This window comes from Acetobacter sp. (assembly GCF_052102375.1).
In the GTDB taxonomy this organism is placed as follows: Bacteria; Pseudomonadota; Alphaproteobacteria; order Acetobacterales; family Acetobacteraceae; genus Acetobacter.
This window is the reverse complement of the sequence record NZ_JBQDXI010000003.1, coordinates 140265-154972: the sequence shown is the minus strand read 5'-3', so window position 1 is coordinate 154972 and position 14708 is coordinate 140265. Positions and strand designations below refer to the sequence as shown.

The 14708-nt window shown below is 56.4% G+C and carries 13 protein-coding genes, 1 tRNA gene, 1 pseudogene and 1 riboswitch; of the genes and pseudogenes, 9 read left to right on the top strand and 6 right to left on the bottom strand.

Features of this window, described 5'->3' with window-relative positions:
* Nucleotides 1-51: 51 nt before the first annotated feature.
* Nucleotides 52-303: pseudogene (locus ACTIDN_RS02455) on the top strand (helix-turn-helix transcriptional regulator); the annotation flags it as partial.
* Between the two features lie 483 nt (nt 304-786).
* Here ACTIDN_RS02455 and guaA read toward each other — a convergent pair.
* Nucleotides 787-2388, bottom strand: a complete 1602-nt coding sequence (gene guaA, locus ACTIDN_RS02450) for a glutamine-hydrolyzing GMP synthase (RefSeq protein ID WP_415507544.1) — start codon at nt 2386-2388, stop codon at nt 787-789.
* 232 nt (nt 2389-2620) lie between these two features.
* Between guaA and ACTIDN_RS02445 the strand changes: the two genes are divergently transcribed.
* From ACTIDN_RS02445 to ACTIDN_RS02415, 7 genes are all read left to right on the top strand, one after another.
* A complete protein-coding gene (locus ACTIDN_RS02445; protein ID WP_441375861.1) occupies nt 2621-3067 on the top strand; it encodes a hypothetical protein in 447 nt (148 codons plus the stop codon).
* Nucleotides 3068-3140: 73 nt separating this feature from the next.
* A tRNA-Arg gene (locus ACTIDN_RS02440) sits at nt 3141-3217 on the top strand.
* 123 nt (nt 3218-3340) lie between these two features.
* The gene (locus ACTIDN_RS02435; RefSeq protein WP_441375860.1) at nt 3341-3793 is read left to right on the top strand and encodes an Ivy family c-type lysozyme inhibitor; all 453 of its coding nucleotides are present in this window, start codon (nt 3341-3343) and stop codon (nt 3791-3793) included.
* A 117-nt stretch (nt 3794-3910) separates the two neighbouring features.
* Nucleotides 3911-4150 (top strand): hypothetical protein, encoded by a 240-nt coding sequence (locus tag ACTIDN_RS02430; RefSeq protein ID WP_441375859.1) that lies wholly within the window; start codon nt 3911-3913, stop codon nt 4148-4150.
* 263 nt (nt 4151-4413) lie between these two features.
* Nucleotides 4414-5034, top strand: coding sequence for a sorbitol dehydrogenase family protein (locus ACTIDN_RS02425; protein ID WP_441375858.1), 621 nt, complete (start codon nt 4414-4416; stop codon nt 5032-5034).
* 22 nt (nt 5035-5056) lie between these two features.
* A complete protein-coding gene (locus ACTIDN_RS02420; protein WP_048837711.1) occupies nt 5057-6694 on the top strand; it encodes a GMC family oxidoreductase in 1638 nt (545 codons plus the stop codon).
* Nucleotides 6687-8084 carry a c-type cytochrome gene (locus tag ACTIDN_RS02415; RefSeq protein WP_441375857.1) on the top strand — a complete coding sequence of 466 codons (1398 nt, stop codon included), beginning with the start codon at nt 6687-6689 and terminating at the stop codon, nt 8082-8084. The genes ACTIDN_RS02420 and ACTIDN_RS02415 overlap by 8 nt, the downstream gene beginning before the upstream one ends.
* Nucleotides 8085-8158: 74 nt before the next feature.
* Here the strand turns inward: ACTIDN_RS02415 and panS are convergent, their stop codons facing one another.
* The 5 genes from panS to ACTIDN_RS02390 all read right to left on the bottom strand — a co-directional run bounded on the left by panS (nt 8159) and on the right by ACTIDN_RS02390 (nt 13901).
* Nucleotides 8159-9073 (bottom strand): ketopantoate/pantoate/pantothenate transporter PanS, encoded by a 915-nt coding sequence (gene panS, locus ACTIDN_RS02410; RefSeq protein ID WP_441375856.1) that lies wholly within the window; start codon nt 9071-9073, stop codon nt 8159-8161.
* Between the two features lie 70 nt (nt 9074-9143).
* Nucleotides 9144-9896 carry an ABC transporter ATP-binding protein gene (locus ACTIDN_RS02405; protein WP_441375855.1) on the bottom strand — a complete coding sequence of 251 codons (753 nt, stop codon included), beginning with the start codon at nt 9894-9896 and terminating at the stop codon, nt 9144-9146.
* On the bottom strand, nt 9896-10900 hold the full coding sequence (locus tag ACTIDN_RS02400; RefSeq protein WP_441375854.1) for a FecCD family ABC transporter permease: 1005 nt from the start codon (nt 10898-10900) through the stop codon (nt 9896-9898). The genes ACTIDN_RS02405 and ACTIDN_RS02400 overlap by 1 nt, the downstream gene beginning before the upstream one ends.
* Entirely contained in the window at nt 10897-11760 is an 864-nt protein-coding gene (locus tag ACTIDN_RS02395; RefSeq protein WP_441375853.1) for an ABC transporter substrate-binding protein, read from the bottom strand. The genes ACTIDN_RS02400 and ACTIDN_RS02395 overlap by 4 nt, the downstream gene beginning before the upstream one ends.
* Nucleotides 11760-13901 carry a TonB-dependent receptor plug domain-containing protein gene (locus ACTIDN_RS02390; RefSeq protein WP_441375852.1) on the bottom strand — a complete coding sequence of 714 codons (2142 nt, stop codon included), beginning with the start codon at nt 13899-13901 and terminating at the stop codon, nt 11760-11762. The genes ACTIDN_RS02395 and ACTIDN_RS02390 overlap by 1 nt, the downstream gene beginning before the upstream one ends.
* Nucleotides 13888-14117, bottom strand: a riboswitch (cobalamin riboswitch). Its footprint overlaps the gene before it by 14 nt.
* A 164-nt stretch (nt 14118-14281) precedes the next feature.
* Here ACTIDN_RS02390 and ACTIDN_RS02385 point away from each other — a divergent pair.
* Entirely contained in the window at nt 14282-14650 is a 369-nt protein-coding gene (locus ACTIDN_RS02385; RefSeq protein WP_441375851.1) for a DUF6525 family protein, read from the top strand.
* The last annotated feature ends 58 nt before the right edge of the window (nt 14651-14708 follow it).

Here is a 14708-nt window from a genome sequence, read left to right as displayed (position 1 = left end):
AATCATGGTTACCCATAAATTCAGAACTCAACACAAAATGCAACTGTAGTGCTAGATAGTCTGGCAGACCTATGCGGCATGAGCCGTTTTCACTTTAGTCGGTCATTTCGCACAACGATGGGCCAAAGTCCGTCACGTTGGTTTATACGCTGCCGGATTGAACAGGCTGCTGTGTTGTTACGCCAAACACACCTATCAGTTATCGAAATTTCTTTCGCTGTTGGCTACGAAAACCCAAGCCATTTTTCTCAGGTGTTTCGTAAAATGCTCGGTATAAATCCACGCGATTACAGAAAACTGTAGAACATTATGATAGAATTAGAGCCTTGCTTTTGGTGTGTGGTGTCGTGTGAGAATTATTGGGAGTGTCAGATGTAGCCGCTACAAAAAGCTATGCTCCTAATATTTCTAGAGTTTTCAAATGGGAAATTAGGCTTTCTACAGCTTTCATTTCACACATCCGCCACATCACCGCATCAATTTCGTTTGTAATTTTTTATCATATTAATAAGAAACCGAGTCAACTGCCTAATGGCCCTCTGGCGGCCAAGCCGTTCTCTGTTTGAAAATTTATTGTGTTTTTCTGATTTTATAGACTGTCTTACCAGAGGAGCGAGGCTTAAGGGCCTTGGACCGCAAAACAATGGCAATAATGATCTGCTGTAGATAGCCCGCAAACAGAACATGCGCGGCTAACAGATTTGGGGCTACAAGGGCTTGAAAAGCTCCCTGTAACCCAAAAGTCTGGAGAGTTACCTCATGGTCTGGCAGATGCCAGACGTAAGGTTATTCCCACTCGATTGTGCCGGGGGGTTTTGACGTAATGTCGTAAGTAACGCGGTTAATGCCACGCACTTCGTTAACAATACGGCCTGCCACACGGTTCAGGAAATTGAAGTCGAACGGGTAGACTTCTGCTGTCATGCCATCTGTGCTGGTTACAGCGCGCAGGGCACAGGCCTGATCGTAAGTGCGGCCATCCCCCATGACGCCCACTGTACGAACTGGCAACAACACCGCGAAGGCCTGCCAGATAGCATCGTACAGACCGGCAGCACGGATTTCTTCCAGAAAGACGGAGTCTACACGGCGCAGCAGGTCAAGTTTGTCCCGCGTGATATCACCGGGGATACGGATGGCCAGCCCCGGCCCGGGGAAGGGGTGACGACCAACAATGACTTCAGGAATATCGAGCTCACGACCAAGGTCGCGTACTTCGTCCTTGAACAGTTCACGCAGTGGTTCCACCAGCTTCATGTTCATGCGTTCCGGCAGGCCGCCCACGTTATGGTGCGACTTGATGGTAACGGACGGACCACCAGTGAAGCTGACGCTTTCAATAACATCCGGATACAGCGTGCCCTGAGCGAGGAACTGCGCGCCACCCAGCTTGCCTGCTTCTTCTTCAAACACTTCCACAAACAGACGGCCAATGGTCTTGCGTTTGATTTCCGGGTCCGTCACGCCTTCAAGGGCTTTAAGGAAGATGTCTGACGCATCACGGTGCACGAGGCGAATGTTGAAGCGACCACGGAAGGTCTCCACAACTTCTTCAGCCTCACCAGCGCGAAGCATTCCATGGTCAACAAAAATACAGGTAAGCTGGTCACCAATCGCTTCGTGAATCAGCACGGCTGCCACAGACGAATCGACCCCGCCAGACAACCCGCAAATGACGCGGCCTGTGCCAACCTGTTCCCGAATACGGGCAATTTCCATGTCACGGAAACCTGCCATGGTCCATGTGCCAGAGCAGCCAGCCACATTATGGGTAAAGTTACGCAGCAGTGCGGCACCATGCGGCGTGTGCACAACTTCCGGATGGAACTGTACGCCATACAGACGGCGGCCTTCATCAGCGATGACAGCGTAGGGAGCACCTTCACTCACCGCCACAATGCGGAAGCCGGGGGGCAGTTCTGCCACGCGGTCACCGTGGCTCATCCACACCTGCTCACGACCGCCACGCGCCCATGCGCCACGGAACAGAGAGCAATCTTCCAGAATATCAACAAATGCGCGACCAAACTCACGGTGGTCGGAGCTTTCAACGCGGCCGCCAAGCTGCTGGCACATGGCCTGCTGGCCGTAGCAAATACCCAGCACCGGCACAGCCAACTCAAACACGACGTCCGGAATACGTGGCGAGTCCGGGTTGGTCACACTGGCAGGGCCACCGGAGAGAATAATGCCACGCGGCGCGAAAGTGCGGATACGCTCAGCATCAGCCGTGAAAGGCCAGATTTCGCAATAGACACCACTTTCACGCACACGGCGCGCAATAAGCTGTGTGACCTGGCTACCAAAATCCAGAATAAGGATCCGGTCCTGGTGCAGGATTTCTTCCAGCTTGGCGGAGGCTACGGGCGTCGTATTGTCAACGGGCATGGGCTACTGGTCTTTCTGGTCAGCGCCTGAGCGGCATATCAGGTCAAAACACTTATACCGCAAAAGCACGGCGGAGTGTTAGACAGGCCATATAAAGCGGCTGCGGGCCGCCGTCACCCCACTATTATAAGGAGGGGTACGTTGAAAGAGGCCCAAATACGGCCTTTATGCCGCCCTTCTTGCAGCGCAGCGGATGGGGCATCACATAAAGCAGGCAAGAGGAGTGGAAAGAATGGTTGCTGTTTTCTCGGTGCTGGAAAACACTGTGGCACGCCGCCTGAAGCAGGCTGCGGGGTTACTGTGTATAGGGCTGCTCTGTGGTGCTGCTACTGCCGCGGATGACCCCTACGGAAATTGGATAGGCACACTTGTGACGGACAAGGGGCATAACTGCCCGGTCAATGCGCCCTCTCTCATGCAGATCATGCCCCAACACATTCTCTTTGCACCGGAAGACGGCTCCCTGATTTTGCGGGGCAAGCCGGACAAGGCAACGCAACATTACCACGCGCAACTGCTGATGCAGGACGCAAATCACAAACCTCTCCCCATGGTTTTTGAGGCGCACCCGGTAGGAAACACCTTTGAAGGTGTGTATGGCACCCCGGAATGTAGAGCCCATATCACGCTGAAACGCCCGGAAAACCACGCTTTTCGGAACTTTGTGGGCAATGACTGACAAAAAAATTTAAGAAAAATGTAAAAAGGGGGTTGCCAGCCCCCCACGCCTGAACTAGAAACCGCCTCAAGGCGCACCCGTAGCTCAACTGGATAGAGCACCAGACTACGAATCTGGGGGTTAGGAGTTCGAGTCTCTTCGGGTGCACCACTTCCCTTTTTAAAATAAAAGTCCTTAAATTCTGAAGAAATTTCCTATTTCTTTAGCATTTCGTCCCATTGTGGCCTTAGTTGACACCTATTGTCTTACAAGTTTGTAACAATAGGAGGCACCATGAAGCGCACCCTCATTCTGACAGGTCTGGTTCTCGGGTTAGCAGGCGCTGCCACAGCCCATGCTGATTCCAGCAAAACGCAGGGTTCGGCTATGGATTTATCCAACTACGCTGCCGAAGTTGCCCAGAACCCAAAAAACGCTGCCGCCTACCGCGCCATGGCGGCGTTACCTGATTGGGTAAAAACCGGGCGTGGTACATCCTCCCCCACGCGGGCCATCACGATTTCTGGAAAACGCTATCTAGTTGGGCATATTTGCGAACCGCACAACTGCGCTCAGAACCAGATGGACGTGATTTTTGCTGAAGACGGCAAAAAAGCATGGGGGCTTGTTTCTACCCACGTTGGCAAGACACTCTACCAACTGCCACTAGGCGACCCGGATGAGGCCCTGATGACGGCGCTACTCGCCTCCTACCACGCAGAAAATCTGGATGAAGGCAAACCCTGAGCACCGTCGTGACGTCAGGCACGTAAAGACCAAGAGAAAACTTGGCTTTTTGCATACCACCCCCTACCCATAGGGGGTGGACTTGCCATACCCCTGACACCGTACGGAGCAACCCCCATGAGCAAAGACTGGGATTATCTGGAAAAAGGCACACCGCTCCCACCAGATGAGCAAGCACTGAGCACGGACAGAAGCCCTGACCGTGTAGCAGATACCATTTTTGAAGACGCGGGCATTCCTGCTCCAAGCCCCGGTAATAAGCGGTTTTTTTGGCCCGTAGTTGTGCCTGTTTTGCTTGCAGGGGTATTTCTTGTTGCTGCGTTCTGGCTATTTTTTGCCTTTCTGAACGTCTTTTAAGCCCCAAGATATTGTATCTGTCGGTGGCTGCCTACTGCGGAGCCACTGGCACACCTGCGACCCTATGCCCCAAAGATGGCATGTTTTTGGCCGCCCCCTGCCCTGTGCGCGCAACGCCGCATAAGCTCTGGCGTTTCACACTCACATTGTGGTTATAACACGGCTAACCGCCCATCTTCCTGACGCTTTGTCCGGAAGCCCCATGCCCCCACGCTGTGCCTGTTGCCTGACACGCAGAGCGAGTTTTGTAAGGACACAGGCTTATGCGACAAGACCGTAATGGTCGCCCTCCTGCGGAGTGGTGTGCCACGCCCAATGCCATGCGGCTGAACCGACTGGTGCGCATGTCCCGGCGTGATGTTCTGCTGGGTGGCCTAGGCCTTTCCGTAGCAGGGCTGCTGTCACCTGCACGGGCAGACACACAGGCCCCTGCGGAAAAAGATAGTGAGGTTGGCCGTTTTATGGCTGTCTCCCAACGTCTGACGGACCGGACTGTGCTGGACAGCCGCATTGGCACCGCCCTGTATGCAGGCATTGTGCATGCCAACCCAGACCGCGCTGCCAAGGTGCAGGCGCTCTACACGCTGCTTGAAGACAGCAAACCCGCCACCGCCGCTGACTTTGCCCGCGCAGCAGAACATGCAGACCCTGCCCTTAAAGACGTTATTCATGAAATTCTGACAGGCTGGTACCGCGGTGTAGCCGATAACAAGGTGGTGGTTTACCGCTCGGCCCTGATGTTCGACATCACCAAAGACGCCATCTACCCCAAAACCTATGCCGCAGGCGGCCCGTTCTACTGGACCAGCAAGCCGCCGGAAGTTGACCGCCCCACCGGCAGCCCGGCGCTTTCGCCCTCCCCGTTCGTTATCGAACCGACCTGAGACCGCAGGATTACCCAGCTTCATGTCTTCTGAACAGACCCTCTCTGCCGATGTCGTGATTGTAGGATCCGGCGTTGCAGGCAGCTCCATTGCCAATGAACTGGCACGCGCCGGCATTTCCGTTATTGTGCTGGAAGCAGGCCCCCGTGTGGACCGCCAGCACTTTGTGGATAATTTCCGCAATCTGGAAAACAAGCCGTCTTATCAGGGGCCTTTCCCAGCTGTGCCTTGGGCGCGCCATCCGCCCAACCAGATGACGCCTAACGAGTATCTGCACACCACCGGCCCCAATGCTGAAGCCTATCAGCAGGTTTACCTGCGTATGATGGGTGGCACCACATGGCACTGGGCAGGTTGTGCATGGCGCTATCTGCCGTCTGACTTTGAGTTAAAAACCCGTTATGGCCAAGGCCGTGACTGGGCCTTGAAGTATGATGATCTTGAGCCGTTTTATTATCAGGCTGAAGTGATGATGGGCGTGTGCGGCCCAGACCCGGCCAAGGAAGATCTTGGCTCCCCCCGCAAGCAGCCTTACCCCATGGATGCATTGCCCATTTCCTACGCAGCACAGCAGTTCCGCAAGCTTATTCAGGAAAAAACGCCTTACCGCGTGGTGCATGAACCGCAGGCCCGTAACACACGGCCCTACGACAACCGCCCGACCTGTGAAGGCCATAACAACTGCATGCCCATCTGCCCCATTGGGGCCATGTATAACGGCGGTTACTCCGTGTACCATGCAGAAGCTGCGGGCGCGAAGTTTATCCCCAATGCTGTGGTGTATAAAATTGAGCGGGACAGTGCCAACAAGCATGTCACCGCCGTGCATTATATGGACCCGGATAAAGGCTCTCACCGCGTTACGGGTAAGTATTTTGTTATTGCCGCTCACTGTATTGAAACTGCAAAACTGCTGCTGGTTTCAGCCGATGAACAAAGCCCCAATGGTGTTGCCAACAGTTCCGGCCATGTAGGCCGCAACATGATGGACCATACCGGCGTGCAGGTTACGTTTATTAGTGGTGACAAGGCACTGTGGCCGGGCCGTGGGCCGCTTGAAACCAACGTGATTGACAACTTCCGCGATGGGGACTGGCGCAGCGAGCGCGGGGCCTATCTTGTGCATATGGTGGATGACAACCAAGTTGACCTTGCAACCCAGCTTGCTATTTCCAAAGGTTATGTGGGCAAGGAACTGGAAGAACAGATCCGGTATCTGGCAGCGCATACTGTGCGCCTGTTCAGCCATAACGAAGCCCTGCCAGACCCGGAAAACCGCCTGACCCTGAGCAAGACCAATAAGGACATTCTGGGCATTCCACACCCGGAAGTATTTTACAAACTACCAGACTACACCGTAAAAAGCTGCGAACATACGCGCGGCCTGTTCAAGGACCTTATGGGCCTGATGCACGGTACGGATGCCCAATGGACCCCCGGCTACTTCCCGCAGGACCATCCCTCCGGCAGCACCATCATGGGCACGGACCCCAAGGATTCCGTGGTGGACGGCTTCTGCCGGACGCATGACCATGAGAACCTGTTTATTGCCAGCTCTTCGGTTTTCTCAACCGTAGGCACCGGCAACATCACCCTTACTGTTGCCGCTCTGGCCCTGCGCGTGGCCGATACGCTGAAAAAAGAGCTTGCTCATGCCTAAGCCGTCTCTCCCCCGCTTTTGTAAAAGCATTTACGCGCTGCTTGGCACCAGCGCACTTGTTGGTGCAGTGGTTATGGGCTCCGCCCATGCGCAGGATACGGCCCCCACAGTACCGGCAGCACCAACTGCCACCACTCCGGCCCCTGCTGCCAGCACCGCAGCGCCAGTTGAGGATGCCGCCGCCCTGCAGGAACGTGGCGCCTATATTGCCACAGCGGCTGACTGTGTGGCCTGCCATACCAAACCGGGCGGCACACCCTTCGCCGGTGGACTGAAGATAAGCACCCCCATGGGGGATGTTATATCCACCAACATTACCCCGGACCCGCAAAACGGGATTGGCAACTATACGGAGCAGGAATTTGATCAGGCTGTGCGCCACGGCGTGCGGCGTGATGGAGCCTATCTGTATCCAGTCATGCCGTATGTGTCTTACGCAGGCATGACAGACCAGGATGTGCATGCGCTGTATGCGTGGTTCATGCACAGCGTAAAACCTGTTGCCACCCAACCCAAACCGACCGAGCTGACCTTTCCGGCCAATGTGCGCAGCGCCATGGCGGCGTGGAACTTTGTCACCACAAAAGAGCAGCCGGAAACTGGGGATTCGGCAACCTATGATACCCAGCGCCGGGGCCGCTATCTGGCCACTGCACTGGAACATTGCGGCACCTGCCACACCCCCCGCAACTTCATGCTGAGTGAAAAGCAGGACCACTATCTGGCAGGCGGGTCATTGGGGGCATGGTATGCACCTAATGTAACGTCCTCCAAAACCAGTGGCATTGGGAACTGGACGGAAGATGGTCTGGTTACCTACTTGCGTACAGGCCGCCTGACGGGCCATGCACAAGCTGCTGGCCCCATGGGCGAAGCTGTTGAGCACAGCACTAGCCACCTGACGGATAAGGACCTGCACGCCCTTGCTGCCTATGTGCTGCAAGTACCGGCTATGGAAGATGATCTGGAACATCAGGCGCGTGAGAGCTTTGGCAAGGCGGTGGAAAACCCGGATATCCGCACCAAAGAACCCACCCGTATTGACGACCTGAGCGAAATGGATGGCCCGCATATTTACGATGCCAACTGCTCAGCCTGCCACGGGCACAACGGCGCGGGCACTGTGGACCAGTATGCGCCCTCCCTGTTTGCCAACACTACTGTTGGCAGCGTGCGGCCTGACAACCTGATTATGACCATTCTGCACGGTGTGAACCGTAAAACGCAGGATGGCCATGCCGGTATGCCGGGTTTTGGCAGCACATCTGACGTACAGCGCCTGAGCGATACGGAGATTGCCAAACTGGTCAATTATCTGATGGCCACATATGGCAGCGGTGACCAGCATGTTACCGCAGAGAAGGTTGGAGAACTGCGCAAGGCCCAGTAACGGCCAGCGCTTTCCCGCTCCATGACTAAAAACCCCCGGCTTGGGAAACTGGCCGGGGGTTTTTGTAGGCACTGTTAGCGAGGGTGTTTCTGCACTGGCCTCTGTGACCACAAGGCAGCCAGAAAAGACCCTGATATATTATGCCATATTGAGAAAACGGCACCCGGCAGTGCAGCCAGTGGGGAAAAGTAAAGCCGCCCCAATGTTGCCGCCAGACCGGAATTTTGCATACCCACTTCCAGCGCCAGTGTGCGGCATACGCTTTCCTCAAACCCCAACAACCTGCCACCCCAATAGCCCCCAAGCAGGCCAAGGGCGTTATGCAGCACCACACCCAGCAACAGCACCGGCCCCGCTGCCGCAAGAGAGGGTTTTACCCCCGCGACAATACACCCAATAATCAGCAGGATGGAAACCATTGCCACCAGCGGCAACGCGGGTTCCATCCGTTTGACCAGACGGGCACACAGTGTGTTGAGCACCACACCCGCCAGCACAGGCAACGCCACCAGCGTGAGGATACTGTAGAACATTCCCCAGCTATCCACCGTGACGGTGGCAGCACTGTAAAACCGCGTGAGCAGCGGGGTGGCAATAATGCCTACCAGTGTTGAAAACGCGCTGATGCTGACGGACAGCGCAACGTCACCTTTTGACAGAAAGATCATGACATTGGAGGCCGTGCCACTGGACACACAGCCTACCAGCACCATGCCGGTTGTGAGCGCCGGGGGCATGGCCAGCATATGGGCAATAAGCCACGCCCCAAACGGCATGACCAGATAATGCAAGGCCACTCCCGCCACCACAGGGGCTGGACGCCGCGCAATGCGGGCAAAGTCCGCCGGGGTGAGAGACACCCCCATTGTAAACATGACAAAAGCCAGAAGCGGCATGATGGCCGGGGTTAAACCCAGAAAAAGATGCGGTGCTGCTATGGCGGCACCAGACACCATAAGAGCCCATAGGGGGAAAAGCCGGGTTATCATGTGACCACTCATGCGCCAGAAAAAACAGGCCAGCCCTTTACCACATAATCCGCCCGCACGAGGCACAGCATTATGCGGGCTGAATGTCCCACGGCACACAGGCGCCCTCTATCCAGCGGCTGGACACTCCATAAACATGCTGCACCATATCCTGCGTCAAAGCCGCGGGTGGCCCGTCCAGTTGTACCTGCCCGTTTTGCAGCACCAGCAGACGGTCACAAAAACGGGTGGCCAGTAACAGGTCATGAATAACCAGCACAATGCAGCGCCCCTGTGCCGCCACGGCACGGAACAGATGCATGACAGACAGCGCATGGGCGGGGTCCAGTGCAGCCAAGACTTCATCGGCCAGCAAAACGGGGGCCTGCGTAGCAAGGGCGCGGGCGAGCATAAGGCGGGCGTGCTCCCCGCCGGAAAGCTGATCTGCCTTGCGCTCAGAAAGCTCTGTCAGGCCTGTCAGCGCCAACGCCTCCGTAACGGCGGGGTGGTTCACAGCGCCCTCCGTGCTCTCCCGGTAAGGCAACCGCCCAAGAGAGACAACCTCCCTGACCGACATGGGCGGCACTTGCTCCTGCCCTTGCGGGATGTAGGCCAGACACTGTGCCTTCTGCCGGGCCGGTAACGCAGCAAGCGGCCTCCCCTCTAGCAGCACTGTACCTTGTGTTGCGCTCAGCACACCCGCCATAGTTTTGAGCAGAGTGCTTTTACCCGCCCCATTAGGCCCCAGAAGCCCGGTCAACTGCCCAGCCTGAAACTGTGCTGATACCTCGTGCAGTACGGGCCGCGCACCGATATGGGATGTAATGCCTTGCACGGACAGCATTAAAGACGCCCCTGTTTTCTGAACAGAATAACCCGATAGAAAAAGACCGGCGCACCAATAAGCGCCGTTACCACCCCTATTTGCAGCTCTTTATGTGCAGCAGCCCCCCGCACTACAAGATCTGACGCTAAAAGCAGCGCCGCGCCGCCCAGAAATGCTGGTACCAGAAGGCGGGATGGTCTGTGCCCCACCGCGGGCCGCAAGATATGCGGCACAATAAGCCCTACAAAGCCAATAGCCCCTGCCACGGCCACGCAGGACCCCACAGCCAGAGCGGTACCAATGACAATGCGTAGTTGCACCCCTGTAACCCCGCGCACCTGAAACCCCATGGTCTGGGCAACATCTTCCCCCAGTGTCAGGGCATCGAGCGCACGGGCGGCGGAGAACAGAAGCCCTCCGCCCACCACTACGCCCGGAAGGGCCAATGTAACATCCAGCATGGTGCGGTCTGTTAAAGACCCCATAAGCCAGCGCATAATTTCAAAAATAGCATAAGGGCTGGGCACCAGATTAAGCACCAGTGCGGTCAGGGCCGCCGTAAAACTGCTGAGGGCAGCGCCCGCAAGCAGCAACACCAGTGCCGTGCCACGCCCTACCAACACCACCAGAAGTGTGGCCGCCACAAGGGCTCCGGCAAGACCACCCAAGGGCAAGATGGCCAGACCGTACTGCACCAGCCCTGTATAAAACACGCATACAGCGCCTAATGCCGCCCCGCCTGACACACCCAGCAGCCCCGGGTCTGCCAGTGGGTTGCGCAGGTAGCCTTGCAGCACAGCCCCGGATAACCCCAGACTGCCCCCTACCATGATGCCTAGAAGTACCCGTGGCAAACGCAGCCCACCAAGAATGAGTGCGCCCGCCGTAGGCTGGCCCGCCCACCATTCTCGCAAAGACTGCATGAAGGAAAAGCTATGCTCCCCCCACAACAGGGAGAATGCTGCCAGCACCAGAATACCAACTAGCAGAACCACATTAATAAGGCTGTAACGGGACATCATGGCCCTCCCCCCGCTGAATGTAACAAGGCTGCTCTGGCTTTTTGTAGAATGGCAACGGCATCCAGCGTCTGAGGCAAGCCGCAAAGCCATAAGGAGGCTGGCAGGTCCACCCCATGTCTACCGGAAAAAAACTGCGCCAATACCGGGTTATCCAGCATGGCCTGCGCCAGAGACTGGCCTTGCCCAGACCGGTCACGCACCAGCAGGTCTGGCCGCCAGCCAAGCAGGGTTTCCAGCGGAATACGCCCCCCTTCAGGCAGATTGGCAATGGTGGACAGATTCCGTAACCCGGCATGGCGCAACACATCATCCGGCAGGGAGGCACCGCGCGCCACAAACCCGTTGGCCTCATACACAGCCGCAATGGGGTTCTGCTGTGACGGAGCAAGAGCGAGCGCTGCCAGCCTGTCCTGAAAAGCGGCGACCAGACGTACGCCGCGCTCCGGGTGGCCAACAGCTTTGGCCACCTGCATGATCTGGTCTGGTATCTCTGACAGACTGGAAACTGGCGGCAGTATCAGGACTTTTGCCCCCTCTTCCCGCGCAGCCTTGACCGCAACCCGCGCCGTAAAGCGGCCTGCAAGCACAGTATCCGGGCGCGTGGCCAGCACGTTTTCTGCCGTGGGTTCCTGCACAGGCATACCCTGCGCGCCGTGACACAGCACGGAACTTGAGCAGTCCTGCACCAGCGGGGTAAGGGCCACAATATCCTGACGGTCCGCCAGCATAAGCGCCAGTTGGTCCGTGCAGAGATTAAGGGACGCCACGCGGGGCTGTGCCGGGGCTGCGGCGGCAAGCCACACACTGCACCCCGCAGCCAAGCCCCATGTGGCACACCATGCTGGCGCAAAGCGGCGCATCAGTAACTCAACGTCACGCCGCCATAGCCTGCCCGGCCCGGCTGAAGGTAACCGATTGGTTCTTCATACTGGCGGTTGAGCAGGTTATCAGCCCGGGCAAATATGCTGATAATACGGTTTATTTTGTAGGTAGCGGCAAGGTCGATGGTAAAATAGCCATGCCCTTTGCCACAGGTGCTGCAATAAGATGTGCCAATAACCGGCACATCCCGCCAACTACTTGTGTAGAGAATATTGCCTGACAGGGTCAGGTCAGTAACCGGCTGCCATGTTGTAGTGAAGTTCAGCTTATGGTCCGGCCTGCGTTGGAGTAGCGTATGGCTGGTTGTGTCCCGCGCGTGGGTCCATGTATAATTCAGGGTAAATTCAAGCGTTTTAAGAGCCTTCCAATTTGCAAAGGCCTCCACCCCATACATCCGGGCACGCGCCACGTTGCCATAGGAGTAGTTGTAAGTCTGATACCCGCTTGGCGAGACATCTACCGAGCTGGTGGACTGAATAAGATTTTTGACCTTGTTGTCATACCATGTTGCGCCAAAGCTGAGTGTGTCTTTCAGCAGTTTTTGCTCCACCCCGGCATCGTACCCAATCAGCTTTTCTGCCCGCAGGTAAGGGTTGCCCGTCTGGGTGTAATAAGAGCCAATCTGGCTGGCAAAAAGCTGATACAGGCTGGGACCATGGAAACCAGACCCTGCACTGGCCTTGAGCACCGTGCCTGTGCCGGGAATATGCACCGCAGGGGCAACGCGCCACGTAACATAATTGCCGTAACGGGAATTACTGTCATACCGCACATTGGCTGCACCATAGAGAATTTTGTGCCAGTTGCCCTCGTACTGTCCATATCCCGCAGTGGTATCCATGCTGGCTTTGGTATGGTAGCCGGTATCATACAGGGTGGCGGCGGTGTGGCTGGTATCAAATGTCTCGTGAAAATGCTCGGCTCCCACAAGCACTGTTCCGTACTCATGCAAATTAACTGTGCCGTGCCAGTCTATCTTGAGGCGGGAAGAACGATAATAATCCGGCCCGGTAGAAGACAGACCTGTCTGGCTCCAGCGGTTGCGGTTGGTCATGTATCCCAACCCGATCACCTGATCCAGCAGCCCACCAAATGAGGCCAGATGCGCTGTGCCGCGCACAATGGCCAGATTTGTAGTGTTCCGTTGCCTTACATTACCATCGCCGTAGCTTTCGCTTTGCAGGTCATAGGCGGAATAAGTGTGGTAATTGCTCTGAATAAGGCGGCTGGTCAGGCCAAGGTCAAAATTCTGCGTCACATCATACCCAAGGCGGATAGTGGCGGCGCGATTATCGTTTCTGTTGGTTTTGCGGTGTTGCGCACGGGTGGCACCGTAATACTGCTCAATGTAGCGCGGAATGCTGTGGAAGCCGTCCATACGGTAATGGCTGAGTTCCACATTATAATGAAAGCGCCCCTGACTGCCACGCGCACCCATGACCTGATTAAACGTGCCATAGGAGCCACCCTCCAGCCGGACAAAGGGCTTTATACGGCCTTGTCCCTGCGCGGTTGTCATGTCTATTACACCAGCCATAGCATCTGCGCCGTACAGGCCGCTTTGCGGGCCACGCAGAATTTCAATGCGGCCAAGCCCATCTGTCATGAACTGCCCGGCATCAAACGCACCACTGGCGGCACTGCCATCGTTAATATCCATGCCGTCCAGCCGGACCTTGACCTCATTAGCATTATTGCCGCGCATGAAGATGGAGGTTGTCGCCCCCATACCACCAGAGCGCACAACATTAAGGCCTGGCTGCCGCGTGAGTATATCCGGCAGGCTACGGCGCTGCTGGGTTTTAATCTGTTCTTCGGTAATAAGGGTGAGAGCCGTGCCAATCTCATCCTGCCGGATGGGCCTGCGGGCAGCACTAACGGTTATCTGCTCGGAGGGGTCAGTCTCGGTATCAGCGTGGGCAGTGCCGGTGCACAGCCCCAGAAAGGCTGCGCTGGACAAAAGGAATTTACGCAACATGGCAAAAGAAAACCTCTTGGTACAAAGCGTTGCCACGACAATGCCCACGCCACGGCCCTGACGCGCTGCCACAGCCCGCCTTGCCCGTAACCCGGTCCGCCAACACACCCCGATTGGCCCATTCCGTCTGCAACTCTGCATGATGGCAGGTTTCCTGGCTTGCGGCGTTACCGTCTGTACCTGCCTTCCCAGAGCGAGTGCTCCAGTGGCCTGACATATGCCAGCATACAGACCCATACCGCTTACAGTTGCGGGGACAGCCCAGGACTATACCGCACATGGACAGGCGGCACCCGGTTCCCTTTTGCATCCTGCCCGTCTTGCTGAGAGGCAGGAACCATCATGCCAGCGATGTGCCGCCAAACATGACACACTGTCAAGAAAAGCACAGGGGCTGCGCTGTTCAGACTGGGACGGCAGGACCTCTTGCGTAAAAGTTATGTTATATCATAATATATATGCTTTGCTGTGCTGAGGCCCCTCCCCAATGCACAGCCTGTTGCCTGACACGGGAGAACGCCATGACAACCCACACCAGACAGTCCAACGAACGCACCCCACGCGCGGAAATATGGAAACGGTATGATGGCGATGACTGGGCCGCCTTTGAACAGTTGCCAGCCGCCATCAGGCTGCGCTTGCATGAACACGCCTATGATGCATGGTCCGTCAACGCGCTTATACTCTGGCGGCATTACAAACGTATTTATGGTGCCACACCACGGGCAGAGCGCGCCCTGATCAGGTATCTGGACTATTGCGAGCGGCTAGAACGCGGTGAATTTGCCACCCGCTATGCGGCCCGCTATGGCACAGACCTGCCGCACGATGCCGCCCAAAGCAGTATATTGCGGTACTGCCCGCCAACAGACCCGCGCAAATGCGCCTGAGCACGTTTTTCGCACCAAAAAACGGTTGTTTCTGATACACCTAAGGAAACTTGTTTTT